27 protein-coding genes and 1 pseudogene are annotated in these 24,513 nt (G+C 69.3%); 16 read left to right on the top strand and 12 right to left on the bottom strand.

Annotated features, from left to right (window positions below):
• Nucleotides 1–95: 95 nt before the first annotated feature.
• From AMYAL_RS0120110 to AMYAL_RS0120120, 3 genes are read right to left on the bottom strand one after another with little or no spacing between them, the layout of a single operon-like run.
• On the bottom strand, nt 96–938 hold the full coding sequence (locus AMYAL_RS0120110; RefSeq protein WP_020633095.1) for an oxygenase MpaB family protein: 843 nt from the start codon (nt 936–938) through the stop codon (nt 96–98).
• Nucleotides 935–1,483, bottom strand: coding sequence for a TetR/AcrR family transcriptional regulator (locus AMYAL_RS0120115; RefSeq protein WP_020633096.1), 549 nt, complete (start codon nt 1,481–1,483; stop codon nt 935–937). Before AMYAL_RS0120115 ends, AMYAL_RS0120110 begins: the two co-directional genes overlap by 4 nt.
• Nucleotides 1,480–2,862, bottom strand: coding sequence for an amidase (locus tag AMYAL_RS0120120; protein ID WP_020633097.1), 1,383 nt, complete (start codon nt 2,860–2,862; stop codon nt 1,480–1,482). The genes AMYAL_RS0120115 and AMYAL_RS0120120 overlap by 4 nt, the downstream gene beginning before the upstream one ends.
• Nucleotides 2,863–2,950: 88 nt before the next feature.
• Here AMYAL_RS0120120 and AMYAL_RS0120125 point away from each other — a divergent pair, with 88 nt between their 5' ends.
• On the top strand, nt 2,951–3,955 hold the full coding sequence (locus tag AMYAL_RS0120125) for a D-cysteine desulfhydrase family protein (RefSeq protein WP_020633098.1): 1,005 nt from the start codon (nt 2,951–2,953) through the stop codon (nt 3,953–3,955).
• Nucleotides 3,956–4,033: 78 nt separating this feature from the next.
• Here the strand turns inward: AMYAL_RS0120125 and AMYAL_RS48465 are convergent.
• Both AMYAL_RS48465 and AMYAL_RS0120140 read right to left on the bottom strand, forming a co-directional pair.
• Nucleotides 4,034–4,585 (bottom strand): annotated as a pseudogene (locus AMYAL_RS48465) (DUF998 domain-containing protein); the annotation flags it as partial.
• Nucleotides 4,586–4,638: 53 nt separating this feature from the next.
• Entirely contained in the window at nt 4,639–5,412 is a 774-nt protein-coding gene (locus tag AMYAL_RS0120140; RefSeq protein WP_020633101.1) for a protein phosphatase 2C domain-containing protein, read from the bottom strand.
• A 62-nt stretch (nt 5,413–5,474) separates the two neighbouring features.
• Here AMYAL_RS0120140 and AMYAL_RS0120145 point away from each other — a divergent pair, with 62 nt between their 5' ends.
• Both AMYAL_RS0120145 and AMYAL_RS0120150 read left to right on the top strand, forming a co-directional pair.
• Entirely contained in the window at nt 5,475–5,684 is a 210-nt protein-coding gene (locus AMYAL_RS0120145) for a sigma factor-like helix-turn-helix DNA-binding protein (protein ID WP_004559389.1), read from the top strand.
• Nucleotides 5,684–6,199, top strand: a complete 516-nt coding sequence (locus AMYAL_RS0120150; RefSeq protein ID WP_020633102.1) for a Clp protease N-terminal domain-containing protein — start codon at nt 5,684–5,686, stop codon at nt 6,197–6,199. Before AMYAL_RS0120145 ends, AMYAL_RS0120150 begins: the two co-directional genes overlap by 1 nt.
• 5 nt (nt 6,200–6,204) lie before the next feature.
• Here the strand turns inward: AMYAL_RS0120150 and yczE are convergent, their stop codons facing one another.
• Nucleotides 6,205–6,870, bottom strand: coding sequence for a membrane protein YczE (gene yczE, locus AMYAL_RS0120155; protein ID WP_020633103.1), 666 nt, complete (start codon nt 6,868–6,870; stop codon nt 6,205–6,207).
• A gap of 61 nt (nt 6,871–6,931) precedes the next feature.
• Here yczE and yczR point away from each other — a divergent pair, with 61 nt between their 5' ends.
• Nucleotides 6,932–8,386 carry a MocR-like transcription factor YczR gene (gene yczR / locus AMYAL_RS0120160; protein ID WP_039794057.1) on the top strand — a complete coding sequence of 485 codons (1,455 nt, stop codon included), beginning with the start codon at nt 6,932–6,934 and terminating at the stop codon, nt 8,384–8,386.
• 443 nt (nt 8,387–8,829) lie between these two features.
• Here yczR and AMYAL_RS0120165 read toward each other — a convergent pair whose 3' ends face one another.
• Nucleotides 8,830–9,939 carry a hypothetical protein gene (locus tag AMYAL_RS0120165; RefSeq protein WP_020633105.1) on the bottom strand — a complete coding sequence of 370 codons (1,110 nt, stop codon included), beginning with the start codon at nt 9,937–9,939 and terminating at the stop codon, nt 8,830–8,832.
• A gap of 365 nt (nt 9,940–10,304) precedes the next feature.
• Here AMYAL_RS0120165 and AMYAL_RS0120170 point away from each other — a divergent pair, with 365 nt between their 5' ends.
• Nucleotides 10,305–10,778 (top strand): RNA polymerase sigma factor, encoded by a 474-nt coding sequence (locus AMYAL_RS0120170; RefSeq protein ID WP_020633106.1) that lies wholly within the window; start codon nt 10,305–10,307, stop codon nt 10,776–10,778.
• Nucleotides 10,779–10,793: 15 nt separating this feature from the next.
• Here AMYAL_RS0120170 and AMYAL_RS0120175 read toward each other — a convergent pair whose 3' ends face one another.
• Nucleotides 10,794–11,957, bottom strand: a complete 1,164-nt coding sequence (locus AMYAL_RS0120175) for a pyridoxal phosphate-dependent aminotransferase (protein WP_020633107.1) — start codon at nt 11,955–11,957, stop codon at nt 10,794–10,796.
• 29 nt (nt 11,958–11,986) lie between these two features.
• Here AMYAL_RS0120175 and AMYAL_RS0120180 point away from each other — a divergent pair, with 29 nt between their 5' ends.
• Entirely contained in the window at nt 11,987–13,285 is a 1,299-nt protein-coding gene (locus AMYAL_RS0120180) for a DUF445 domain-containing protein (protein ID WP_020633108.1), read from the top strand.
• Nucleotides 13,286–13,751: 466 nt separating this feature from the next.
• Here AMYAL_RS0120180 and AMYAL_RS0120185 read toward each other — a convergent pair whose 3' ends face one another.
• On the bottom strand, nt 13,752–14,219 hold the full coding sequence (locus AMYAL_RS0120185) for a CGNR zinc finger domain-containing protein (RefSeq protein ID WP_020633109.1): 468 nt from the start codon (nt 14,217–14,219) through the stop codon (nt 13,752–13,754).
• Between the two features lie 92 nt (nt 14,220–14,311).
• Between AMYAL_RS0120185 and AMYAL_RS0120190 the strand changes: the two genes are divergently transcribed.
• Genes AMYAL_RS0120190 through AMYAL_RS0120200 form a run of 3 tightly spaced genes read left to right on the top strand, consistent with a single transcriptional unit; the run spans nt 14,312 to nt 15,762 of the window.
• On the top strand, nt 14,312–14,680 hold the full coding sequence (locus AMYAL_RS0120190; protein WP_020633110.1) for a VOC family protein: 369 nt from the start codon (nt 14,312–14,314) through the stop codon (nt 14,678–14,680).
• A 33-nt stretch (nt 14,681–14,713) separates the two neighbouring features.
• Nucleotides 14,714–15,085 carry a TFIIB-type zinc ribbon-containing protein gene (locus AMYAL_RS0120195; protein ID WP_084702137.1) on the top strand — a complete coding sequence of 124 codons (372 nt, stop codon included), beginning with the start codon at nt 14,714–14,716 and terminating at the stop codon, nt 15,083–15,085.
• 2 nt (nt 15,086–15,087) lie between these two features.
• Nucleotides 15,088–15,762, top strand: coding sequence for an AAA family ATPase (locus AMYAL_RS0120200; RefSeq protein ID WP_020633112.1), 675 nt, complete (start codon nt 15,088–15,090; stop codon nt 15,760–15,762).
• Here the strand turns inward: AMYAL_RS0120200 and AMYAL_RS0120205 are convergent.
• Entirely contained in the window at nt 15,708–16,838 is a 1,131-nt protein-coding gene (locus tag AMYAL_RS0120205; protein WP_020633113.1) for a methyltransferase domain-containing protein, read from the bottom strand. The genes AMYAL_RS0120200 and AMYAL_RS0120205 overlap by 55 nt on opposite strands.
• Before the next feature lie 151 nt (nt 16,839–16,989).
• Here AMYAL_RS0120205 and AMYAL_RS0120210 point away from each other — a divergent pair, with 151 nt between their 5' ends.
• The 6 genes from AMYAL_RS0120210 to AMYAL_RS0120235 all read left to right on the top strand — a co-directional run bounded on the left by AMYAL_RS0120210 (nt 16,990) and on the right by AMYAL_RS0120235 (nt 21,774).
• Nucleotides 16,990–17,394: a helix-turn-helix domain-containing protein gene (locus AMYAL_RS0120210; protein WP_026467269.1), complete on the top strand. Its 405-nt coding sequence runs from the start codon at nt 16,990–16,992 to the stop codon at nt 17,392–17,394.
• The gene (locus tag AMYAL_RS0120215) at nt 17,391–18,068 is read left to right on the top strand and encodes a hypothetical protein (RefSeq protein WP_020633115.1); all 678 of its coding nucleotides are present in this window, start codon (nt 17,391–17,393) and stop codon (nt 18,066–18,068) included. Before AMYAL_RS0120210 ends, AMYAL_RS0120215 begins: the two co-directional genes overlap by 4 nt.
• A gap of 84 nt (nt 18,069–18,152) precedes the next feature.
• Complete coding sequence (locus AMYAL_RS0120220) at nt 18,153–18,446, top strand: DUF2516 family protein (protein ID WP_020633116.1); 294 nt, start codon at nt 18,153–18,155, stop codon at nt 18,444–18,446.
• A gap of 13 nt (nt 18,447–18,459) precedes the next feature.
• Nucleotides 18,460–19,014: a YbaK/EbsC family protein gene (locus AMYAL_RS0120225; protein ID WP_020633117.1), complete on the top strand. Its 555-nt coding sequence runs from the start codon at nt 18,460–18,462 to the stop codon at nt 19,012–19,014.
• Entirely contained in the window at nt 19,011–20,432 is a 1,422-nt protein-coding gene (locus tag AMYAL_RS0120230) for an aromatic amino acid lyase (RefSeq protein ID WP_020633118.1), read from the top strand. The genes AMYAL_RS0120225 and AMYAL_RS0120230 overlap by 4 nt, the downstream gene beginning before the upstream one ends.
• 67 nt (nt 20,433–20,499) lie before the next feature.
• Nucleotides 20,500–21,774: a hypothetical protein gene (locus AMYAL_RS0120235; protein WP_063712239.1), complete on the top strand. Its 1,275-nt coding sequence runs from the start codon at nt 20,500–20,502 to the stop codon at nt 21,772–21,774.
• Here AMYAL_RS0120235 and AMYAL_RS0120240 read toward each other — a convergent pair.
• Together AMYAL_RS0120240 and AMYAL_RS0120245 are read right to left on the bottom strand one after the other, a co-directional pair.
• On the bottom strand, nt 21,771–22,487 hold the full coding sequence (locus AMYAL_RS0120240) for an ABC transporter permease (protein WP_026467271.1): 717 nt from the start codon (nt 22,485–22,487) through the stop codon (nt 21,771–21,773). The two genes, AMYAL_RS0120235 and AMYAL_RS0120240, sit on opposite strands and share 4 nt — an antisense overlap.
• Entirely contained in the window at nt 22,484–23,170 is a 687-nt protein-coding gene (locus AMYAL_RS0120245; protein WP_020633121.1) for an ABC transporter permease, read from the bottom strand. The genes AMYAL_RS0120240 and AMYAL_RS0120245 overlap by 4 nt, the downstream gene beginning before the upstream one ends.
• A gap of 175 nt (nt 23,171–23,345) precedes the next feature.
• Between AMYAL_RS0120245 and AMYAL_RS0120250 the strand changes: the two genes are divergently transcribed.
• A complete protein-coding gene (locus tag AMYAL_RS0120250; protein ID WP_020633122.1) occupies nt 23,346–24,242 on the top strand; it encodes an ABC transporter substrate-binding protein in 897 nt (298 codons plus the stop codon).
• Nucleotides 24,243–24,513: the final 271 nt, after the last annotated feature.

Raw genomic sequence — 24,513 nt, forward strand, 5'->3', positions numbered from 1 at the left:
ACGACGGCCGGGGAAAGCGTCACGGCGCGGGGTGAATCGTGGTCCCCCGTAAAGGGGACCACGGCCCCTACTCCGGCCGGGGATGACCCTGGAGATCAGCCGCCCAGGAAGCGGTATGCACGCGGATGGGCGCGGAACCAGACGTTGAGCCTGCCGATCCGGCGCACGAGCGAGGACCGCAGCGTCGTCGGAACCAGCCCGACCGCCACCCTCGCCACGGCACGGAACCGGTCGAACCGGCGCTGGTCCCGCTCTGTCCACTGTAGACCGAGTCGCTCGCGCAGTACGGGCGGAAGGGTGGCGCGAATGAGGAACAGCTGGCCCCGCCGGATTCGCGCCCAGCTTTTGCCGGGCAGCCATCGCCACGGTTTCTCCACCGTCCGGAACGTCTCGAACAGCGTCGAGATCGTGTCGTTCGGACCGAAACCGTCGATCATGTCCGCGTAGTACCGTTCGAATTCCGGCCATGTCGACGGCAGATCCTGCTCGCGCAGGCCGAGAATCCTTCCGACATCGCTCATCTGCGCGTAGTACTCGTCCAATTCGGACGGTGTCATCGGGGTGCCGTAGAACCGTTGCGTGTCGACGGGAGCCATGACGAGCGTGGCATGCACCCAGGCGTACGCGTGCGGGTTCAGCGCGCCGTAGCGGCGTCCGTCGGCGTCGACCCCGGTGAACTCGCGATGCAGCGCGCGCAACCGGTCCGCTTCGTAGCGGGCGCCTTCCGGGCCGCCGTAGACGTAGATCGACAGCGACGCGGCCGTGCGCATCAGCCGGGTCCACGGATCCTCGACGTAGTCCGAATGATCGCGCACCCCGGCCGCGACGACCGGATGCGCGACCTGCAGCACCAGCACCTGACCAGCCAGCAGGCCGGTCCGGAAGTCGCCGAAGTACCGCCACGCCGCCGTCCCCTTGACGATCGGCGGACCGTTCACGACGCGCCGCGGACGAGCATCATCAGCGACTGCGCCACCCCGACACCGTCGTCGCCGGTGGCCAGCCTGCGCAACTGCAATCCGGCGATGAGCGCCACGACCGGGCCGGTCAGCCGATCCGGCGACGGCACGCCGAGGGTCTTCAGGATCACCAGCGCCAGTTCGTCGTAGGCGGCGAAACACCGCGCGGCCGCGTCCTGGAGCCCTGGGTCGCGCGCGGCCTGCAGGTACAGCTCATGCGCGCCGAGTTCGTCGGTGCCGAACGGAAGCTGCGAGATGACCTGCTCGACCACCGACGCGGCCTGCTCGACACTCAGGCCCTGCTCGCGGTACGCGTCCACGAAGCCGGTCAGCTTCGTGGTCTCCTCCTCGACGAACAGCAGCATCGCCTCGCGCAGCAACGCGGTCTGGCTGGGGAAGTGGTAGGTCAGCGTGCCGAGCGAGACACTGGCGGCGGTCGCGATCCGGCGGTTGGTCAGCCCGCCGACACCCTGTTCCCCGACCACCTTGAGCGCGGCGTGCAGGATCGTCTCGCGGGTGTTCACCAAGCGGTCTCGGGCTTGCGGTCCTGCCACCGTTCGACCTCTTCCAGTTGCGCGGCCAGCGAGATCAGCCGTTCCTCCGCGTGCGAGGGGCCGAGCAGCTGCGCCCCGAGCGGCAGGCCTTCCGGGCTCAGCCCGGCGGGGACGTTGACCCCCGGCCAGCCCAGCACGTTCCACGGCCAAGCGTACGGACACGCGGCGATCATGGCCTGGTCGGTCTGCCAGCCGGTGAGCTTGTCGAAGGTGCCGATCCGCGGCGGCGGCGTCGCGGTGGTCGGCGTGAGGACGACGTCCACCCGGCCGAACACCGAGCCGATCTGCCGCTGCAGCAACGGTTCCGTGGCCCTGGCGAGCCGCAGCGCCGGTCCGGCCAGCGCCGAACCCTGCCGCGCGTTGGCGCGGGTGCGCGGGTCGAGCCGTGCCTGGTCCGGGACGCGACGGGACCAGTCACGCACGCCGACGAGCGAACGCGGCAGGAAGGTGAGGCCGATCAGCCGGTAGTCGGGTTCGATCTCGACGATCTCGTGGCCGAGTTCGGCGAACCGCTCCGCGAGCCGGACGACGGCCGCGTGCGCCTGCGGGTCCAGCCGGGTTTTCGTGGCGGTGAAAGGGATCCTGGTGGACAGGCCGATCCGCATCCGGCCCGGTTCGCGGCGCGCGGCCGACTGGAAAGCGGTGCCGGTGCCCGCCGCGACGTCGAGCAGCAGGGCCGCGTCGGCGACGGTGCGGGCGAGCGGGCCGACCACGGTCAGGCCGTGGAAGAGCTCCCGGTCGGTCGGGACGCGGCCGCGCTGGGGTTTGATCCCGACCAGGTCGGTCCACGCGGCCGGGATCCGGATCGACCCCGCCCCGTCGGAACCCAGCGCGGCGGCGATCACCCCCGACGCGATGGCCGCCGCCGCGCCACCCGAGGAACCGCCAGGGGTGCGCTCGGTGTCCCAGGGATTGCGGGTCGCGCCGAACGCCGGGCCCTCGGTGAACGGCCACTGGCCGAGTTCCGGGGTGTTGGTCTTGCCGATGAGCACCGCGCCCGCCTCGCGGAGCGCGGCGACAGGCGGGGAATCCGTTGTCGCGAGGGCGAAGTCGCCTTCGCAGCCGAACGCCGTCGGCATCCCGGTGACGTCGAGGTCGTCCTTGATCGCGGTGGGGACGCCGAGCAGGGGAGCGGTCTCTCCAGCGGCCAGCCGGCGGTCGGCGTTCTCAGCCTCGCGAAGGGCCTCTTCGGCGCGAAGGCTTTTGAAAGCGTTGAGAGTCGACTGGCTGGCCTCGGCCTTTTCGAGCGCCAGGCGCGTGAGCTCGACCGACGTCGTGGCGCCGGTGGCGAGCATCGAAGCCTGTTCGGCCAAGCCCGTGAAGGCGAGCTCCGGTTTCGCTGTGGTCATGGCTCCCCCTGCGTCTCTCGTTCGTTCAAACGAACGATACCATCGGGTAACCTCGATCGCCGTCGATCGGTGTGGTTACGTGACCTGCATGAACCTCGATCGCTTCCCCCGCGTCGACCTCGGCGGCTACCCGACGCCGCTGCATCCCGCGCCCCGGCTGGGCGAGGCCCTCGGCGTGGCGAACCTGCTGCTCAAGCGAGACGACGTGCATCCGCTCGGCGTGGGCGGCAACAAGCTGCGCAAACTCGAGTTCCTGCTCGGCGCCGCGATCGAGAACGGCGCCGACACGGTGATCACCTTCGGCGCGTTGCAGACCAACCACGGCCGCCAGACCGCCGCGGCCTGCGCGAAGCTCGGGTTGCGGTGCGAGCTCGTGCTCACGGCGAAGGTCCCTCGCGACGGCGACGCGTACGAGCGGTCCGGCAACGTCTCCCTCGACCACCTCTTCGGCGCGAACGTGCACGTCTGCCGCGACGGCGAGGAGACCGGCAGAACCTACGACCGGCTGATCACCGAGGCCGCGGCCGAGGGCCGCAAGGTGGCGACGTTCCCGGTCGGCGGTTCCGACGGCGTCGGGGCGCTCGGGTACGTGGCGGCCGCGCGGGAGCTCGCCGGGCAACTCGCCGAACTGAGCGTCACCAAGGCGCGGCTGGTCGCCCCGCACGCCAGCGGCGGGACGTCCGCCGGGCTCGTCGTCGGGACGGCGGATCTCGACTGGCTGACGCTGGACATCGCGTGCGTCAGTCATCCGGTCGACGAAGCCCTGGACAACCTGGCCGATCTCACCATCGCGGCCTCCGTACTGCTGGGAACCGAGCCGCCGTCACTCGACGGACTGCATATCGACGACCGCACGATCGGCCCCGGCTACGGGATCCCGACCGAGGCGACGTGGGACGCGGTGCGCCTTTTCGGTCGTACGGAAGGCATCGCGCTCGATCCCGTGTACACCGGCAAGGTGGGCGCCGCGCTGGTCGAGTGGGCGGCCGAAGGCCAGTTCGCGGCCGACGAACACGTTGTCTTCCTGCACACGGGCGGGTTGCCCGGCCTCTACGGGTACGCGCCCGAATTCACCGACGCGGTGCGCCGCTGACGCGACCTTCAGCATCCCGGCGATCAGGATCACGTGCGCCACCAGGGAAAGCCGCTGCGTGACCCCGACCGGCACGATGTCGGTCAGCGCTTTGAAGAACGGGATGTCGGACAGGCGCACGAAGATGAAGCTGAGCCCGAAGACGACCAGGCCCGCCGCGCTGCCCCAGGCGAGGCGGCCGATCGGCTTGGCCGCCGGGGTGCCGCGCAGGTTGTCGCGCAGGGTGAACCCGGCGGCCGGCAGGCTGAGGAACGCGATGAGGCACGCGTACAGGTGGATCTCGCCGCTGACCGGGTCCGGGTATTCGGGGTAGCTGGCCGGGAAGATCGCGGCCGCCGCCAGGCCGAGCGACCACAGCACGAACAGCAGTTTCGTGGTGCGGCTGAGCGGGATCCCGGCCGCGGCCAGCGCCCCGAGCGCGGTGAGCGAGCCGATCGACAGCGAGAGCACGCTGGCGCCGAGCATGCCGGTGCCCCGGTCGACGTAGGCGTAGCTGGACAGCGTGTCGAACATCGGGTCGCGTGAGCTGATCAGATGGAGCACGACCATGGTGAACAGGGCCCATCCGATGGCCGCGCCCGACGCCAGCAGCCAGGGCCTGGCCCGTGGTCTCTCCCCAGGGAACGTCATGCGTCCAGCCTGCTCGCGCGGACGCGGTTTTCCGATCCGGGAAGCCCCCGGTTCTACCCTGGGGCTACCCCGAACTCCGCCAGTACCAGTAGCTGGTCATCGTGCCTTTTCGCGCGGGGCCAGCGGACGCCGTCCGGGTCCTGTTTCTCCGCCGTGCGGACCGCGTCGAGTACCGCGTCCGGACCGCGTTCCCGGCTGAGGGCGAGTACTTCCGGCCAGCCGAACAGGCCGTATTCGTCGACCCCGATCGCGACCCCGTCCGTCGCCAGCAGCAAGGCTTCGACCGCCGAGCGCGGCCAACTGCGGCGTACGGCCTCGGCGGCCGCCTTCGGTTCCGCTTCGGCGACCCAGAAGCCGTCCGGCGCGTTGCGTTTCGCGCGGACGTCGGCGCCGGTGCGGAGCTGACCGCTGTCACGGAGCGAGACCAGCCTGTCGTCGGTGAGCGGGTCCGCGCCCGAGGGACCGAAGGCGATGATCGGGCTGTCGGCGAGCACCAGGCCGTCGACGGTGTCGTCCGTCCAGCGCGCGATCGCGACCGTGCTCGACGGTGATCGCCCCGGTTCGAGACCTTCGCGGCTCGCGACGTCCGCGATCGCCTCGGCCAGCACGACCGCGAGATCCGCCTCGGGTGCCGCGGTCAGCGCCTGCGACAGGCTGCGGACGAGCAGGCCCGCGTACCAGCCGCCGGACGGCAGATCCGGCCGCGGCGCGGTCGCCCCGTCGAGCACCACCACGGCGTTGCCGAGTACGGCGACGTGGTCTTCGGTCGGGCGCGATGCTCCGTCCGCGCTTACTCCGTCCCTTTCCGCCACTGCGATTTCGACCATGGCCCCGACCCTAACTGTCAACCGAGGTTGACGTGGCCGAGATGTCAACGTAGGTTGACATCATGACCGAAGCGACAGATCTGGCCGCGCGAGCCGGTGACCGCGATCCCCGCGTGGGACTGCGCGCCGTCGCCGCCTTGCGCCGGCTGTTGGAACAACTCGAGGCCGTGCAGGTCCGCAGCGCGCGGGTGCACGGCTGGTCCTGGCAGGAGATCGCGGCCGAGCTGGGGGTCAGCAGGCAAGCGGTGCACAAGAAGTACGGGAGGCACTGATGTTCGAACGGTTCACCATCGAACTCCGCGAGGTCGTCATGGGAGCTCAGCGTGTCGCTTCGGAGGAGGCGTCCGCGAATATCGACCCGCTGCACCTGCTGACGTCCCTCGCGCGGCACACCGGAGTCCTGGCCACCCTGGGCTGCCCGGCGGACGAACTGGCCGACGACGTCGGGCGCGTCCGTCGCCGGGGCGGCATGAGCGACGCCGACGTCGAGGCACTGAGCGGCTTCGGTATCGACGTCGAGCACATCGTCGAGCGGGTCGAGCAGACCCACGGACCCGGCGCGCTGACCAGGGGGCAGCGCGGCGGACGTGGTCATCGGCCCCTCACGCAGGAGGCGAAAAAGGCGGTGGAGAAGAGCCTTCGCGAAGCCATCGATGTCGGGAGCAAGCGCATCGAGCCCGAGCACCTTCTGCTCGCGCTGACGTCCGTCCCCGGTGCGGCCGCCGATGTCCTCGCGCAGCGGGGCATCGACTACCTCGCCGTCCGGCGCCCCGAGCGCCACGCTTGAGACGTTCAGCGTCCCAAGCGTGGCGCTCGGGGCATCCGGGGTCGAGGAGAACGCTCCCGCCACACGACGTAAGGCAGGAAGGCCTGCGTGAGCGGCCCGATGGCGAGCGCGTAGAGCACCGTGCCGACCCCGACGGTGCCGCCGAGCAGCCAGCCGGCGGCCAGGACGGTGATCTCGATGAGGGTCCGGACGAGCCGGATCGACTTGCCGGTCCGGGCCGAGAAGCCGGTCATCAGCCCGTCGCGGGGGCCGGGACCGAGCCGCGCGCCGACGTAGATCGCGGCGGCGAGGCCGTTGAGCACCACACCGGCGACCAGGTTGAGGAGCTGCCAGCCGAGCACGTCCTGGTCGGGCAGGAACATCCGCACGAGGTCGACGGTGAGCGAGATGACCACGATGTTGGCGAGCGTGCCGACGCCGGGCCGCTGCCGCAGGGGGATCCACAGCAGGAGCACCAGCACCGACGCGATCGCGGTGACCGTGCCGAACGAGAGACCGGTGATCTTCATCAGGCCTTCGTGGAGCACGTCCCACGGGTCGAGTCCGAGTCCCGACCTGGTCAGCATGGCCATGCTGCCGCCGTAGAGGGCGAGCCCGCCGACGAGCTGGATCGAGCGGCGGGTGGTGTCCTGGGAGATGCCGACTGGTCTGAGGTCGAGTTTGAGTGCCACGTGTGCACCATCAGGGGTAAGTGGCTACCTTGACCATGGCCAATCTGCAACAATTGGTCTTATGGAGCCGCTGATCCCGCTGACTGGACGCGTTTCAGGGTCAAAATTGGCCCTTTTGCTGGGAGGTTGGCGCCAGAGTGGTTCTCGACACGGTGCCATGGATCTCGCGGCGGCGGTCGAGCTGCTGGTCCTCGACGGCAGGCTGCCGCTCGGCACGAAACTCCCGGCCGAACGGGAGCTCGCCGACGCGCTGGACGTCAGCCGCACGCTGATCGGCGCCGCGCTGGACAAGCTGCGGGCCGACGGGCTGGTCGCCAGCCGTCGCGGGGCCGGGTCCTGGATCGCGTCCCCCGGCGGACGGGGCCGGGACCCGATCCTGCCGTCCGGGGCGGACCTCATCGACCTCGCCCAGGCCTGTCCGCCCGCCATCCCCGGCCTGGTTCCGGCCGTGGACGCCGCGCGGAAGGCGCTGGTGGACCACCTCGGCGAGAACGGCTATCACGTGCGCGGCCTGCTGGTCCTGCGCGAGCGGATCGCCCGCCGCTACACCGAACGCGGGCTGCCGACCAACGCCGATCAGGTGATGGTCACCAACGGCGCGCATCACGCGTTCGTGCAGGTCCTGCGCATGCTGGCCGGTCCTGGCGACCGGGTGCTCGTCGAGCAGCCGACGTATCCGAACTCGCTCGAAGCCATCGGCGCCGCGCACGCCATCGGCGTACCTGTCCCGCTGGACCCGGTCACCGGCTGGGACGTCGTCGGGATCGAGGCCGCGCTGCGGCAGTCCGCGCCAAGGCTCGCGTACTTCGTCGCGGACTTCCAGAACCCGACAGGCCTGCGCATGGACGCCGCCGCCCGCGAACGGCTCGCGGCCGCGCTGAGCCGCGCACGGACACCCGCGATCATCGACGAGACCCTGGTCGAGCTGGACCACGAAGGTGATCCGGTGGACGGGCCGCCGCCGCTGGGCGCGTTCGCGGGGGATCTCGGCATCACGATCGGTTCGGCGTCGAAGTCGCATTGGGCCGGGTTGCGGCTCGGCTGGATCCGCGCCTCCGAGGACGTCATCGGCAGGCTGATCGCGGCACGGTTCGCCGTCGACCTGGGGTCTCCGGTCTTCGAGCAACTCGTCCTCGCCGAATTGCTCGACGACGGCGGGGGCGCGCTGGCGCACCGTCGCGAGGACACGCTGGCCCAGCGTGACGCGCTGATCGGGGCGTTGAACCGGTACTGCCCGGAGTGGACGTTCACCGCGCCGTCCGGCGGGCTTTCGCTGTGGTGCCGTCTGCCGGAGCCGATGAGCACACGGTTGGCCGTCGCGGCGGCGGGACACGGGGTACAGGTGGCGCCGGGTTCGCGGTTCGGTGTCCACGGTGGACTGGAGCGCTGGCTGCGGCTGCCGTACGCGCTTTCGGCCGACAGACTCTTCGAAGCCGTGCGACGGCTGGGCGCGGCCGCCGCTTCGGTGGCGGCGACACCCGCCACCGTCGCCCCCGTGGCCGTTCAGGTCACCTGAGGACGGAAATAGCCGGTGCGCCGGCGGGGCGGCCGATGCTCCAGGGAGGGCATCGGCGCCGCACGACCAGCGCACCGGCTATCCGGCCCGCCCGCGAGACCGAGGTCTCGCGGACGGGCACCGCGGCGGTTACCCGGCACAGCCCCTCGACGTGCCGGGAACCGCCCGCGGTTCAGGTGGACTTCGAGCTTGGCCGGCTCCTGCTCGGCGCGGTGAGCAGAAGCCCCCGAAGTCCACCCGGTGCTGGTCCCGGCGCCGCAGAGGCAATGCGGCGCCGGGGCCGGGATCCGAACCGGCCGGGCGCGGTCGGCCGTTCGGGAAGACAAAGGGGATGCCTGAAACGAGGGCAGGCGAAAACGGACTCGGGCCGAGGACTTCAGAGGACGTCGAAAACCGAAGTTGATCTTGGTTTGGACGTGGTTCTCCCCGGCGACCCGGTCAGGTCAGTCGGGGGAGGTGGCGGGAAGCGCGGCTTCCCGGCCGGTGCGCTCGCCTTCGTGGTCGCAGCCGGTTCCGATGAGCTTCAGCTGCGTGGCGGGCATTCCGGAGTCGAGCACGGCGAGCGGCCCGCGGCCGCCGCCGGAGGTGTCGTGCCCCGGCTGTGCGCTCGACGCGGGCGCGACCGGGGTCGCCGGGGCGTTCGGCAGGCCGCCGCCACCGCCCGAGCCGCCGCCGTCCCTGGACGCGTGCGTGCCGGACACGGGCGCGGCAGGGGCGGGCTTGGCGTCGGACTTGAGCGGGGCCTGCTCGGGCAGCGTGACGACGCGGTGGTTCTGGACGGCCGGCGCCGTCGCGGGCGTCGTGGCGGGAACGAACGGACGCGGGTCCGGCGTGGCGGGCTCGGACGCGGGCGTCGTGGCTGTCTTGGCAGGGACGGCGATGGTGACCGAGCCGCCGGCCGACTGGCCAGAGCCGCCGCCGAAGACAGGGTCGAGAATGCCGCCGGAGCCCGGCAGGGTCACCGGGTTGCTCGATCCGCAGCACGGACCCGGTTTGACGATCGGCTCGACGACGTGTTCGCCGATTCCGCCGACGACCCCGCCGACGGTTTCGACCACTCCGCCGACCGTGTTCGTGACGAGATCCAGCACGCCGCCGAGAAGTCCGCCCAGCAAACCGTTGGACGCCTGGGGTTTCGCGGTCTTCTTTTCCGGTTCCGGAGAAGAAGACTTCTCGACGGAACTCGCGCTGGAAACGGCCTTTTCCTCGGCGGTGGCCTCGGGCTCCTTGCTCGAAACGGGAGCGGGCTCTTCCTTCGGGGTCTCGGTCTTCTGGGTTTCCACGGCCGCAACGGGTTTCGTGGCCTCGACCGTCCCGGAGTCCGAAGTGGACTCGTTTGGAGTAGTCGTTTTCCCGGATCCGGCCTCATTCGCGGGCTGGACCACGGAGGTCTCCGGTGTCACGGGGGTCGGCTGTTCGTCGGCCGAAGCCGGAGTACCGAGGACGGCGCCGAGGAGCCAGCCGGTAAGCGCGAGCCCGCCCGCGAAAAGGATTCGCGCGCCGGTTTTCGGGGCCGTGAGGCCGCGACGGGGCACGACTGCCGCACCACTCACAGCAATCACCACCGTCCGCGCCTGAAACCCACGTTCTCCGCGTGAGTTCGATCTTGCTTGGGGTCTATTCCAGTCAGGTCGCAGCTCCCCAGGGGCCGCAACAGTTTTAGCATCGGAGGGGAGTGTTTCACTTCAGCCGCCGCTGATCCAGCCCGTTAGGCGGAACGACGCAACCGGCTCCGGTGCATGGAGTACCGAAGTTGATCACTCTCGGTGTGTGCCCGACGGCCGTCCGGGCACGGGTGGAACTACTCAAATCCTCGATGACCTGACCTTTTTCGGATCCCTGCTGCGGTGCGTGCCGTCCAAGTCGCGTTCGGTGATCGACGCGGCGGACGCGGGCCGCCTGGAGAGGAGAGTCCGGGATGTGGGACGTGAACGGGGTTTCGGCGGCGGTGCTCGGAGCGTTGAAGACCTATCGCCTGAGCGAATCCGACGCCAGGGACGTCTGTCAGGACGCTTGGCTGGAACTGCTTCGCACGCCTGGCGCGCTACGCGACGAAGCGAAGCTCGGGGCTTGGCTGACGACCACCGCGCGGCGTCGCGCGCTCCGGATGATCACCAGGAACAGGCGCGAAAAACCGCATCCGCTCCCGGACGCCGGGATGACCCCGGAGACCGAGGTCGTCCGCGCCGAACGCGACCGCGCGCTCTGGGTGGCTGTCGACCGTCTGCCGGATGTGCACCGACGGCTCGTCTGGCTGCTCGCGCACCGGCCGGAGCTGTCCTACGCCCAGCTCGCGGGGGAGCTGGGGATCAGCCCGGCCAGTGTCGGCAGACTGCGAAGACGGTGTCTGGACCGGATCGGACGGATGCTCGAAAAAGGTGGTTGGGCGTGACGGACATCGGACGAGTCACTTGAGTTTGCGCAATCGGGTGACCGCTTCGTCGATGACCTCGTTGCGTTTGCAGAACGCGAACCGCAGCAGGTGTTTCCACTCGTCCGGGTGATCGGTGAACACCTTTACGGGCACGGCCGCCACACCCACCCGTTCGGGGAGCTCCCAGGCGAGTTCCGCGGCGTCGTCGAAGCCGAGCGGACGGACGTCGACGCAGATGAAGTACGTCCCGGCGGTCGGCCGGACCGCGAACCCGGCCTCCGCGAGACCCGCCGCGAGCCGGTCCCGTTTGCCCTGGAGGCTCGTGCGCAGGTCCTCGGCCCAGGGCACTTCGTGGTCCAGCGCGTGGGCGACGGCCGGTTGCAGCGGGCCGCCCGAGACGAAGGTGATGAACTGCTTCGCCGCCTTCACCGCCGCGACCAGTTCCGGGCTCGCGCAGACCCAGCCGATCTTCCAGCCGGTGCAGTTGAACGTCTTGCCCGCGCTGGAGATCGAGACCGTGCGGTCGCGCATGCCGGGGAAGGTCGCGAGCGGGAAGTGCACGGCGTCGTCGAAGACGAGGTGCTCGTACACCTCGTCGGTGATCGCGATCAGGTCGTGCTTCACGCAGAGCGCGGCGACGGCCTCCAGTTCGGCTCGCGTGAACACTGTGCCGGTCGGGTTGTGCGGCGAGTTGATCAGGATCGCCCTGGTCCGCCCGGTCACCGCGGCGCGGAGGCCCTCGACGTCGAGGGCGAACCGGCCGTCGCGTTCCACCAGGCCGACGACACGCCGCTCCGCGCCCGCCATGGCGACAGCGGCCGCGTACGAGTCGTAGTACGGCTCGATGACGATGACCTCGTCGCCCGCCTGCGTCAGCGCGATCAGTGACGCCGCGATCGCCTCGGTGGCACCGGCGGTGACCAGGATCTCCGTGGCTGGGTCGTACTCGACGCCGTAGCGGAGGCGGTGGCGCGCGATCGCCGCGCGCAACTCCGGCCGTCCCGGCCCCGGCGGGTACTGGTTCGCGCCCCCGAACAGCGCGTTCTTGGCGGCGTCGAGCATTCCGGCAGGCCCGTCGGTGTCGGGGAAGCCCTGGCCGAGGTTGACGGCTTCGTGGCGGACGGCCAGTGCCGTCATCTCCGCGAAGATGGTCGACGTGAAGGGCTGGAGGCGGGGTACGAGGAGAGGTTCGCGCACGATCAGCCATCCTCACGGACAATGGTGGTGTGGAGCAACTGACGCCCGCCAAGGTGACCCCAGCCGATCCGCCAGGTGGAACAGCCGCCGAGGAGGAGAAGCGCCGCGGCCTGCGCAAGATGAAGATGGTCGCGCTGTCGTTCCTGCTCGGCGCCACGGTGATCTTCCTGCTGACCAGCTGGGCCGAGGCCGCGGGCTGGCCGGCCTGGGTCGGCTACGTCCGCGCCGCCGCCGAAGCCGGGATGGTCGGCGCGCTCGCCGACTGGTTCGCGGTGACGGCGCTGTTCCGGCATCCGCTGCGGATCAAGATCCCGCACACCGCGATCATCCCGAACAAGAAGGACGCGCTGGGCAGCAGCCTCGGTGACTTCGTCGGCTCGAACTTCCTCTCCGAATCCGTGATCCGCGAGAAACTGAGCCGGGTCGAGGTCTCGAAGCGGCTCGGCGGCTGGCTTTCGCAGCCGCGGAACGCCGAACGCGTGACCTCCGAACTCGCCACCGTCGTACGGGCCGCGGTCAAGGTGCTCCGCGACGAAGACGTCCAGGCGATCATGGAACAGGCCGTGGTCAAGCGGATCGTGGACAAGCCGTGGGGCCCGCCGCTCGGCAAGATCCTGGAAGGCGTGTTCGCCGACGGGGCGCACCACAAACTGGTCGACCTGATGTGCGACCGCGCCTACGAATGGGTGCGGGACAACCACACGACGATGCTGCGCGTGGTCTCCGACCGGGCGCCGAGCTGGTCGCCGAAGTTCGTCGACGAGATGCTCGCGGACAAGGTCTACGGCGAGGTGCTGTCCTTCGTGTGGGCGGTGAAGACCGACGTCAACCACCCCATGCGGCTGGCGGTGGACAAGTTCCTCGGCGAATTCGCCATCGACCTGCAGACCAACCCCGAGGTGATGGCCCGCGCCGAGCAGGTCAAGGCCCAGATGCTCGGGCACGACGAGGTGCAGAAGCTGATCGGCTCGGCGTGGGCGACGGCGAAGGAGATGCTGCTCAACGCCGCCGAGGACCCGTCGAGCGAGCTGCGGCGCCGCGTGCGCACCGGACTCGAGACGCTGGGCGGCCGCCTGGTCTCCGATGACCAGATCCGGTCCAAAGTGGACACCTGGGTGGAGGGTGCGGCGGCCTATCTGGTCACGCATTACTCCAAGGAGATCACCACGATCATCACCGACACCGTGGAGCGCTGGGACGCCGAGGAGACGTCGCGCAAGATCGAACTCCAGGTGGGCCGGGATCTGCAGTTCATCCGGATCAACGGCACGGTGGTCGGCGCGCTCGCCGGGCTGGTCATCTACGCGGTCGCGCAGCTGCTCTTCTGAGGCTTCGGCTTATACCACACTCCGGAGGCCTCACCCGGAGTTGTCCACAGGAAGTGGAGTCATCCCCAGGGTTATCCACAGCTTTTCACGTCTTTGGCCTAACGGTGTGCACAACCCCTGGGGGTAACTCGGGGGTGGGTGACCCCACAACTTGTGTTCGGTGGCGTCCGCGAAAGTCCGTGAAGGCCTCCTTGAGGGACTCAGAGTCCCTCAAGGAGGCCTTCACGGACTGCGCCCGGCCTCGGGACGGGCCTCGGTAGCCGGGGTGAAGGCGTGACTTGCGTGATCAGGCGCCGCACTCGCGTGCTTGGAGACGGGACTCGCGGGCTTTAAGGCGGAACTCGCGTGTTTGAAGCCGTGACGTCTCCAAGCACGCGAGTCCCGTCTCCAAGCACGTGACTGACGGGCCCGAGCACGTGAGTTCCGCGTGTCTCACCGCCGCAAGTGGTCGACCAAGTGCGGGGTTTCAGGTCGAGACGTCCGCGGTGCGCGCCCGCCAGGTCCGCGCCTTCTCCCGGTTCCCGCACGACCGCATGGAGCACCACGTCCTCGACCGGTTGCGCGATTCGTCGTAGAACGCCCACAGGCAGTCGTCCGCCGGGCAGATCTTGAGCCGGATCCACTCGCCGAGCACGGTCAGCCGGGTCGACGCCGCCATCACCGCTTCGTTGACCGTTTCCGCGACCAGGAGCGGGCCGTCCGGGCCGAGGACGATCTCCGTCGGCGCGCGCAGGCCGAGCCGGGGCAGCCGCGGGTCGCCGAGCGCCGCCCGCAGCGCGTCCCGTGTTTCGCGTGCGGCCGCGGGGGTGTCCGCGCGCAGCCGGTGATCTCGTGCCCAGCGTTGCCAGGTCTCCAGATCGTCCAGGAGGTCGGCGCCGCGTTCGACGCTCACCGTGTTCAAAAACTCGACCACCAGGGACGCGTCGGTGTTCACCTCCCCAGTGTACGGGCGGGACCGGTTGTCATCGGCTCCGATAACCTACATAATCGTTTCACTGGTTACTCGATCATCCTGGAGGCTGAATCATGGGTGCGGTACCGACCTTCGGCGCGGTGGCCCTCGACTGCCCGGACCCGGTCGCGCTGGCGGAGTTCTACCGCGAGCTGCTGGACTGGAAGGCGGCCGACGTCGCCGAGGACGGGCATTGGGTGACCCTGCGGAACCCGGAGGGCGGCGCGCGGTTCTCGTTCCAGCGCGTGCCGGACTACCGGCCGCCCGCTTGGCCGTCCGCGGAGAACCCGCAGCAGGCGCACGTCGATCTCGACGTCACCGACCTGGAAGCCGCTCACGAGCGTGCGCTGGCCATCGGCGCGAAGCTGCTCGACGACGGCCCGGAGACCTTCAGGGTGTACGCGGATCCGGCCGGGCACCCGTTTTGCCTGTGCGCCTGCTGACCTCGGGCCCGAAAAATGCGTAATCTCTGATACGTGATTTGTCCGAAGTGTCAGAACGCCATGAAGACCGTCGACAAGAACGGCATCCACATCGACCAGTGCCAGGGATGCCGCGGCATCTTCCTGGACAGGGGCGAGCTGGAGGCCATCGCCGGTGCCGAGAACTCGTACTACGGCGGGCACCAGCCTCCGCCGTATCAGGGAGGTGGGCACGCGCCGGCGCCGCACTACGGCCGTCCGGACTCCCCGCGACCGCATCGCGGCGGGTACGCGGACTCGCCGAAGGGCTACCGGGGCGGTTACGCCGACTCGCCCAAGGGATACCGCGGTGGCTACGCGGACTCGCCGCACGGGTACGGCCACAAGCGTCGTAAGGGCGGCTTCCTCGAGGGTCTCTTCGACTGACCGTGGTCCTCGATCTCAAGATCTGCCCGGCCTGCGGTGATCGCGCCGAACGGCCACGAGTCGAGAGCGGGCTGCTGGTGTGCGCGGAATGCGCGCACCGGTGGCCGTTCCGGCGGCTGCCGCTGCTCGCGCTGACCGGGCCGAGCGGGGCGGGCAAGTCGACGGTCGGGCCGCTGCTGGCGCGTCGTCTCGGCGACCTCGCGCTCGTGGTCGAGCAGGACGTGCTGTGGACCGGGGCGTTGCGCGACGACGTCCCCGGACATCCCGCGTTCCGCTCGACCTGGCTGCGGATGGCGGCGATGCTGCACCAGAACGGGCGGCCGGTCGTGCTCTGCGGCACTGTCGCGCCGCCCGAGTTCGAGCGGCTGCCCGAGCGCGTCTTCTTCTCCGGCATCCACTATCTGGCGCTCGTCAGCGAGCCCGAAGCCCTGCGCAAACGCTTGCTGGCGCGCCCGGCCTGGCGCGAGTGGGACGAGGAACGGGTCGAGGAGATGCTGGAGTTCAACGACTGGCTGCGCCGGGAAGCGCCGTCGATGGATCCGCCGGTCGAGCTGTTCGACACCACCCGCATCCCGGTGGACGCCGCCGTCGACCACGTCGAGTCGTGGGTGCGGCGCCTGCTTCAAGGGCAGAGCGGCCAGGTGCGGCCATCGGGCGAGTCGAGCCAGATCACCTGATCCTCGCCGTCGAGGCTGAGCCCGAACCGGTCCCGCCACGGCTGACCGAGTTCCAGCCATTCCTCGTGGGCGCGTTCGACGTTCGCCCACAGCCGCCGCGGGCCGCCTTCGGCCACTTCGAACTCGCCGCCGGTCTGCCGATGCCGTACCCATGAGCCGTCCGGATGGACCAGTGCGGTGCGCTGGCCTTCCCGCAACGCCGTCACGCCAGGGAGCTGGAGCCCGGCGAAGAACTCGAAGCGGCTGCGGACTTCGGTGATCACGCCCAGCGGCAGCGGTGTCGGCCGCCAGGCGATGTCGCCGTCCGGCATCTTCGACGGCCTGAACCGGTGTGCGCGCAGCGGCATGAAGCGACCGTCGCGCGCCAGCACGCGTCCGTGGCCCGTCGCGCCCTCGCCCGCGACGATGCGGACCAGCCCGCCGCCGATCGGCCGGTTCAGCGTGGTGACGATCAAACCGCCCGGCACCGTCTGTTCCAGCCACGCGGGCGGGATCGACGACACCGAACACGTGCAGATCACCCGGTCGTAGAGCACGCCCGCCGGGAAGCCCTGAGCGCCGTCGGCAGCGGCGCACGAGGGCGCGTACCCCGCCTCCGCGAGCCGCTTGCGGGCGGCGTCGACCAGTTCCGGGTCGATGTCCACTGTGTACACGAGCCCGGAGCCGAGCCGCTGGCACAGCAGGGCGGCGTTGTAGCCGGTGCCCGTGCCGATCTCCAGTACACGGTGCCCGTCCGCGACCCGGAGCTCTTCGAGCATGATCGCCATGATCGACGGCTGGCTGGACGAACTCGTCGGCGTCCCCGGCTGCGCGCCGAGATAGCGCGCCCGTTCCCAGAGCCCGGAATCGTCGTCGAGCTGGATGACCAGCACGTCGGGGGAGTAAACGCGGTTGAGCCAGCCTTCGTCGCCGTGCTCCATCGCGGCCCAGCCGTTGGCCGCCGGCACGAAGAACCGCGGCAGGAAGACATGCCTCGGCACGGTGCGGAACGCGGTCATCCAGCGCGCGTCGTGCAGTACGCCCTCGCCGAGCAGATGCTCGACGAGTCGCCGCCGCAGCCGCGTCGCGTTCGACATCCCTCCACGGTAGCGGGGTGAGCACCAACACACCCGATGGTTGCAAGCAGAGTGCTTGCAATAGCTAGCACTCGCGCGTAGCGTTGAAGACGTCGCGAGGAGGTGACCGATGTCAGACACCAACCGGGATCAGCCCGCATCGGGCGGACCGATGGAGAAGGTCGCGGACATCGCTTCCGACATCGGCGAGTACATCCGCCAGCAGCGCAGCAACGCGAAGATCTCCTTGCGGCAGCTGTCGAAACTCGCCGGCGTTTCCAATCCGTACCTGAGCCAGATCGAGCGCGGGGTCCGCAAACCCAGCGCGGAGATCCTGCAGCAGATCGCCAAGGGCCTGCGAATCTCGGCCGAGGCGCTCTACGTGCAAGCGGGAATCCTCGATCTGCCGACAGGCGGCCCGGTCGGCGACGCGATCCGCGCCGACACCGAGCTGACCGAACGGCAGAAGCAGGTCCTGCTCGACGTCTACGAATCGTTCCGCCGCGAGAACGCCGCCGCGAAACCGGCGCAGGCGACCACCCCAGATCAAGCCGCAGACACCAAGGAGTCAGCATGACCACGGCCACCAAGACCGAACGCAAGCACACCGCCCTCGACCAGGTCCGCACCCCGCTGCTGGCCGCGCTGGGCGCCGGAAACCTGGCGGGCCAGGCCGTCGTCGACGCCGTGTCGAAGGCCAAGGAGCGCGTCGTCGAGAGCGGCGAAGCGGCTCGCAAGAACATCGAGGAGCTTCCGCACGACGTCGAGGGCATCCGCGAGAAGCTGGACCCGGCCGAGCTGCGCAAGGTCATCGACGAGTACACCGAAGCCGCGCTGAAGCTGTACAACAAGCTGGCCGAGTCCGGCGAGCAGGCGTGGGACAAGTTCGCCGCGCAGCCGCAGGTCAAGAAGACCATCGAGCAGATCGAAGAGGCGCTGAGCACCGCGCAGGACCGCGTCGAAGACGTGACCACCGACGCCCGTGAGCGCATCGACACCGTGCTCGGCAAGGTCACCAAGGGCACCCGCTCGGTGGGCGAGAAGACCGCCCGCAAGGTGACCGAGGTCGCGGGCGAGATCGCCGACGAGGTCGAGGAGATCGGCGACGACCTCGCGCACGAGACCCGCTCGGCTTCGCGCAAGGTCGCCAACAAGACCGCGCCGAAGACCACCTCCCCGGCCCCGCGTCGCACCACCACCAGCCCTGCCGCCAAGAAGCCGGCCACCGCGCCGAAGACGACCGACAAGTAAGGTCCGCGTGAACTCCCTGGCCCCTGGCACCGCTCCGGTGCCAGGGGTCGGGGGCATTCGCCCGGTTTGACGTAAGCTGACTTCGTGTTCGTTGCCGACTGGATCCTCATCGCCATCCATTGGGGCGGCGCACTGACGGGGCTATTCGCTTTCGTGCATGCGCTGCTCCAGCGCTCGGACGCGTATTCGGCCGCCGATCGGAAGACCAAACCCATCTGGATGCTCATCACCGGCGGGGCCACCGTCGTGATGACCCTCTTCAAGTTCTACGGCGGCGGCATGATCCTGTGGCTGCCCGCCCTGGTCGCGGTCCTGGTCTACCTCGTCGACGTCCGGCCCAAGCTCATCGAGGTGCAGCGCGGCGGCCGCAATTGGTGACTATCGTGGCGACGTGACTACCTGGACCATCGCCGGAAGCCTCACCGTCGTCCCCGCCCTCTCCCGGACGGACCTGCTCGCCGAGCCCGTCGCCAAGGCGCTCGCCGCCCTTCCCGATCCGGACGCCGTCGGCGTCGTCGAGATCGACGCCGAACTGGCCGACACTGCCGCCTTCTGCGAGGCGTACGGCTCACCGCTCTCCGCGTCCGCGAACTGTGTCGTGGTCTCCGGCAAACGCGCCGGCGAGGTCCGCTTCGCCGCCGCGATGATCCTCGCCACCACCCGCGCCGACGTGAACGGCGTGATCAAACGCCGTCTCGACGTCCGCAAGGCGTCCTTCGCCCCGATGGACGAGGCCGTCTCGCTCACCGGCATGGAGTACGGCGGCATCACGCCGGTCGGCCTGCCGGAGGCCTGGCCGATCCTCGTCGACCAGCGCGTCGCCGACGAACCCGAACTGGTCATCGGAAGCGGTGTCCGCGGCGGCAAACTGCTGATCCCCGGCCCGGTCCTCGCCTCGCTGCCCGGCGCCGAGGTGATCGACGGGCTCGCCCGTCCCGTCGAGTGAGGCTGTCCACAAAGGACTTCGAGCTGGCCTTGGCCTTCGAGGCCGAGTCCATCGAGCTCGACCCCGTGCTGCTGGCGACGCTGGGGGAGAACCGCGCCCGCGTCCTCGGCGCGCTGACCGATCGCCCCGTCTACGGCGTGAACACCGGCATGGGGCGGCTCGCGGGAGTCGCTTCGCCCGCGTCGAGCGCGCATCAGCGGAACCTGCTGATCGGCCGTGCCGTCGGCGGGCCGCCCTGGCTCTCGGCGGAGGAGGTGCGCTGGCTGCTGCTGGTGCGCTTGCGGGATCTGCTCGCGCCGGAGGCGGGCGCGAGCCCGGAACTGGTGACGTTCCTCGTCGACCGGCTGAACGAGGGATTCACGCCCGCCGTGCCGAGGACGGGGCTGGGCAGCGCCGGCGAGATCATCCCGCTGGCGCATGCCTTCCAGACCTTCCTCGGCGTCGGGACCGTGCTGGTGGGCGGCGTCGAGACACCCGCGTCGGAGGTGCTGGCGAAGCCGTACGAGCCGGGCCTCAAGGAGGGTGCGACCCTCATCCAGGGCTCGCCGCTGGCCGAGACACTCGCCGCCTTCGCACTCACCGAGGTCCGGCGGCTCGGGGAGCTGCAGACGCTGGCCGCGGCGATCGCGATCGACGTTCTCGGTGCGCCGCAAGCGGTCTACCGTCCCGCGCTGGCGGGAGACGATCAGGTTCTCCGTTCGGTCCTGCTCGAAGTGAGCGGACTGATCCGCGGCTCCGCCGAACGGCCGGAGGTCGTGCAAGCGCCCGTTTCCGTCCGGGTCGCTCCGCGGGCGATCGCCCATCTGGAGAGGGTTTCCGGTGAGCTCGACGAGGCGGTGCGCCGCTCGATGCCGACCGACTCCCCGGCGTTCCTCGATGGCGGATTCGTGTCCACGACGGGTTTCCACGCCGTCGAACTCGGGCTGCGGATGGACGCGGTGACGGCGGCGCTGGTCCATCTCGGCGAGGTGAGCGTCCAGCGGACGCACCGGCTGCTGGACGAGCGATTCAGCGGTCTGCCCGCCCAGCTGGCGGCGGATCCGGGGCCGCAGGCGGGACTGGTACCGCTGCACAAACGCGCGGTGGGGGAGTTGCACGCGCTGCGGCGGCTGGCCACACCGGCGACGTTGGGCTCCGTCGACACTTCCGCCGGGCAGGAGGACGTGCAGGCGTTCGCGTGGGCGGCGGGGAATCAGCTTCGTGACGCTTGCGCGCGGATGTCCGCCATTACGGCCTGCGAGCTGATCACGGGCGCACAGGCGCGGTGGCTGGCGTCCGGCGAGGGAGCGCCCGGACTCCGGGCGGCGTACTCGCGGCTACGGGAGTTGGTGCCGCCGGTCGCCGTCGATCGGTCATTGGGGCCGGAAGTGACTGCTCTTGTCGCCGCGTTTTCCTCCGGCGGATTTGGGCCGTTCTGACGGCGATTCCGACGTCGGCGCTCCCTTAATCTGGGCAGTCCACAGTGTTTATTGATTGGGGACACCCATGAATTTTCGAAGACCTTGGCGCGTCGCGCTCATGATCTCCGCGGTGGTCTCGCTCGTTGCTCCGATGGTGAGCGTGGCACAAGCCGCCACCCTCGCGACACCTTGGGAGATACTGCGGGAGTCACCACCGGGGGAGAATCTCCCGGCGGGCGTGGACCTGCGCACGGTTCCGGAAAAAGGTACCGCGGAACAGTCGCTCACCGACAAGAACACGCCGGAGCCGGTCACCTTCGACGGATGTTATGTCAGTCGGCCTCCCGCGGACGGATACTTCAAGAATCGTTTTTCCACCTGTCAGATCACGCAATTGCATTATCAGCGGTACGCCTGCCCCGCGTCGGCCTGCCCGCTGATCGGCGAGGCGGTCGTGTACGTGGTCGTCACCCGGAACATGGTGCCTTCTCAGCGCCGCGTCGTCATCGGCCACCGGATACAATTCGCCGTCCTCCGCGGCCTTCCCGACACCACGCGGTTCGGCGCCGCCATGACGTGCGCCGCGAAGAACACCGGCGGGACCGCGGTCTGTGACGTGCCCGAAGCCAAGGTCACGAAGAGCATCGCGGAGTGGAAGGCCCGGCCCGTCGAGAACACCGTGTTCACCATGCGCGGCCAGGACGCCCCGGATCCCGCCGATCCGCCGGGGATCCGGGCCGAGAAGCGCGCTTGGTACAACCTCGGCCGGACCCTGTTCGTCGAGGGCGAGAACGGCAAGGTGCTGGACGCGCCGACCCTCTCGACCCAAGCGCGGTGCGACGTGGCCGATTACGTCCAAGGAAGCAAGTGTGTCTTCCCGAGGCCTGCCATGTTCTACGTGGATCTTCACGATCCGGAGACCGCGGAATACGGGCGATTGGTGGCCGACGCGCTCCACGGCAGTGTCTCCAGCGTCTATCCGGGGAGACTGGAAGGCCATTACATTCCGGGGAATTTTTCCAACAGCAACGGGAAGCGCAACCACCCGATCACCCGGATCCACCACGACCAGGCGGCCTGGCAAGCCAACAAGCTGATCGCCGAGCGGTACTGCCAGCAGCGGTGGGGCCCGAAGTGGCACCGCGACGCGAACGGGTGGCCCCGCGAGTGCGCTGTCTATCCGTTCAACAGCACGAAGGACGGGGCGGCCCTTTCGCCGGGCACTTCGGAGGGCTCGTCGTTCGCGGTCAACCCGGTCCTCGAGGGCGACTACCTGGCGATGGAGCGGAGCGTGAACGACTTCCTCAGCAGGCACCACATCCTCGACGGTGACACCTACTGGGTCTGGATCCTCTACTAGGAGCGGGTTTCCGCGCGGGATTGGATCGCCAGCCCGCGCGGAGTCACCCAACGCGTGATGAGCGCGAAAACGCCCTCGCACACCAAAGCCAGTGCGACGACGGCGATGCCGCCCGCCAGGATTTCGCCGTGGCCCGGATCCCCGAGTGCGAAACCGTCCACAATGTACCGTCCGAGCCCGCCGCCGTCGTTGACGATCGCGCCGATCGCGACGGTCGCCACCAGTTGCAGGAAAGCGACGCGGGCACCCGCGAGGATGACCGGCGACGCGAGCGGCAACTCCAGGCGGAGCATGATCTGCCACTCGCGGTAGCCGGTTCCGCGCGCGGCGTCGACGGTTTCCTGCTCCAGCTGGATGACGCCCGCGTAGGTGTTGGTGAACAACGGGGGCAGCGCCAGTGCCACCAGCGCGAGCATCAGCGGCCAGAACGTCGTGTCGACTTCGAGCCGGGAAGCCAGGAACCAGAACAGGATCACCAGCCCGAAGCTGGGGATCGCGCGGCCGATGTTCACCGCGCTCGTCGCGAGGAACTGGGCGCGGCGGTAGTGCGCGAGCCACAACGCGGCCGGGATCGTCAGCACGGCCGAGATCGCCAGTGCCAGCAACGAAAACTGAAGGTGCTCGACGGTCCGGTACGGCACGCCGGCCGGATCGGTCCAGCTCCAGCGGTTCGGTTCGCCGAACCAGTCGATGGTCTGGTCGATGATGCTCATCGCGACGCCACCTTCCGCGACCACGGCGCGAGCGCGCGCCCGCCGAGCCACAGCAGCAGATCGACCACCACGGCCAGTACCACGGAAAGCCCGACGCCGACGATGATCGACGTCGGGTTCGGTGTCGCGGTCTGGATGCCGTTGCGGATGAAGTACCCGAGACCGCCCTTGCCGAGCATGGAAGTGACCGTCACGAGCCCGATCGTGGTCACCGCCGCGACCCGCAGGCCCGCGATCACCACCGGCAGCGCGAGCGGCAGTTCGACCTGCCACAGCAACCGTGCACGCGTGAAACCCATGCCTATCGCGGCTTCGCGGACTTCCTTGGGCACTTGTTCGACGCCGGTGACGATGTTGCGGATGAGGATCAGCAACGTGTACGTCGCCAGCGGGATGACAGCCGTGGTGAAGGACGTCAGGCCGGTGAAGGGCACGAGTACGGCGAAGGCGCCGAGGCTCGGGATGACGTACAACGAACCGGCCGCGCCCAGCGCGAGCGCGTAGAACCACCGGCGACGCAGCGAAACCACGGAAACACCGATCGACACCACCAGTCCGATGGCGAGCGCCACCGCGGTGAGCGTGATGTGCTCGCCGAGCCGCTCGAAGATCTCGTCGAGGTGGCGGTCCACCCACCGCCACTCGAACAGTGGCCGCCCGCCCTGGGCGGGTACGGGGAACACGGAGGAGGCTCGCACCGGCCGACCTTACCCCGTTCGGGCGTCCCGATTCCGGTATCCGGGAGCACGCGGGGCGGAACTCTCAAAATGTGGATTCTGTCGTGACCCGGAGATACTGTCCATTCCTCTGAACGAGTCATAGGAGTGTGTGCACGTGCGCTGGACACGGAATGTTCGAGTGGGCGCGGTGCTCGCCGCCGCCGTCCTCGGTATGACCGCCTGCGGGGGCGGCGACGACGCGGCGGCCCCTGCCGCTCAGGGCAAGGGCGGGGCGCCGATCGTCGTCGCGTCCTTCAACTTCACCGACAGCCTGGTCCTGGCGGAGCTGTACGCGAACGCGTTGGAGGCCAAGGGCTACCCGATCACCCGCAAGCTGAACCTCGGTTCGCGCGAGCTGATCTACCCGGCACTGAAGTCGGGCGAACTCCAGTTCATCCCGGAGTACCAAGGCGCCGCCATCACCACCGGTTTCGGCAAGGAAGCCGCGAAGGACGCGGCCGGTGAGCACGAGCAGCTCAAGAAGCTGTTCGAGGCCGACGGCGTCGGCCTGCTGGACTACTCGCCGGCGGAGGACAAGAACACCTACATCGTGAAGGCCGACCTCGCCAAGGAGAAGGGCCTCACGAAGATCAGCGACCTGTCCAAGGTCGACAACGTCATCGTCGCGGGCGGCCCGGAGTGCGAGAAGCGGCTTCCGTGCTTCAAGGGCTTCACGGACGTCTACAAGCTGAAGGCCACCTTCCAGACCGTGCAGGAAGCGGGTCCGCGCGTCGAGCAGCTGCGGTCCGGCAAGGTCACCGTCATCCCGGTCGACTCGGTGAGCCCGCTCGTCGGCGACCCGCAGTTCGTGGCGCTGGAGGACGACCTCGCCATCGTGCCGACCGAGAACGTCGTGCCCGCGGTGAACAAGAAGGTCCTCGACGAGCGCGGCGCCGACTTCGCGGCCGCCGTCAACGCCGTGAGCAAGGCCCTCGACACCGTGCAACTGCGCGAGCTGAACAAGCGCGTCGACTCGGACGGCGAGAAGCCGGGCGACGTCGCGAAGGACTGGCTGAAGGAAAAGTCCCTCATCTAGTCCCGGCTGAAGTACATGAAGGCCCCCTTCCTTGCGCCTAGGTACAGGAAGGGGGCCTTCATGTACTTGCGGCGCTGCCGGAGCGCTTGGTCACCGTGGTCGTGAGTGGCAATGATCGTTCTGACGGACCCCGTATTTGCCTATCCGCTGGTGCGAGTGGCGGTCGGGTGTGGAGGATTCAGGACGTTGAACGTCCTGAATCCTCCACACTCGTGGACCTGCTTCGTCTTGGTGCGGTCGAGCGGGGAAGATTCCGGACGTTGAACGTCCG

The sequence above is a fragment of the Amycolatopsis alba DSM 44262 genome (genome assembly GCF_000384215.1).
Taxonomy (GTDB): Bacteria; Actinomycetota; Actinomycetes; order Mycobacteriales; family Pseudonocardiaceae; genus Amycolatopsis; species Amycolatopsis alba.

Excerpts from the sequence above, each read along its gene's own strand:
- AMYAL_RS0120120 (WP_020633097.1), bottom strand. The coding sequence starts at position 2,862 with ATGACCACAGCGAAACCGGAGCTCGCCTTCACGGGCTTGGCCGAACAG.
- AMYAL_RS0120125 (WP_020633098.1), top strand. The coding sequence starts at position 2,951 with ATGAACCTCGATCGCTTCCCCCGCGTCGACCTCGGCGGCTACCCGACG.
- AMYAL_RS0120140 (WP_020633101.1), bottom strand. The coding sequence starts at position 5,412 with ATGGTCGAAATCGCAGTGGCGGAAAGGGACGGAGTAAGCGCGGACGGA.
- AMYAL_RS0120145 (WP_004559389.1), top strand. The coding sequence starts at position 5,475 with ATGACCGAAGCGACAGATCTGGCCGCGCGAGCCGGTGACCGCGATCCC.
- AMYAL_RS0120150 (WP_020633102.1), top strand. The coding sequence starts at position 5,684 with ATGTTCGAACGGTTCACCATCGAACTCCGCGAGGTCGTCATGGGAGCT.
- yczR (WP_039794057.1), top strand. The coding sequence starts at position 6,932 with ATGGAGCCGCTGATCCCGCTGACTGGACGCGTTTCAGGGTCAAAATTG.
- AMYAL_RS0120170 (WP_020633106.1), top strand. The coding sequence starts at position 10,305 with ATGTGGGACGTGAACGGGGTTTCGGCGGCGGTGCTCGGAGCGTTGAAG.
- AMYAL_RS0120190 (WP_020633110.1), top strand. The coding sequence starts at position 14,312 with ATGGGTGCGGTACCGACCTTCGGCGCGGTGGCCCTCGACTGCCCGGAC.
- AMYAL_RS0120205 (WP_020633113.1), bottom strand. The coding sequence starts at position 16,838 with ATGTCGAACGCGACGCGGCTGCGGCGGCGACTCGTCGAGCATCTGCTC.
- AMYAL_RS0120210 (WP_026467269.1), top strand. The coding sequence starts at position 16,990 with ATGGAGAAGGTCGCGGACATCGCTTCCGACATCGGCGAGTACATCCGC.
- AMYAL_RS0120215 (WP_020633115.1), top strand. The coding sequence starts at position 17,391 with ATGACCACGGCCACCAAGACCGAACGCAAGCACACCGCCCTCGACCAG.
- AMYAL_RS0120235 (WP_063712239.1), top strand. The coding sequence starts at position 20,500 with ATGAATTTTCGAAGACCTTGGCGCGTCGCGCTCATGATCTCCGCGGTG.
- AMYAL_RS0120240 (WP_026467271.1), bottom strand. The coding sequence starts at position 22,487 with ATGAGCATCATCGACCAGACCATCGACTGGTTCGGCGAACCGAACCGC.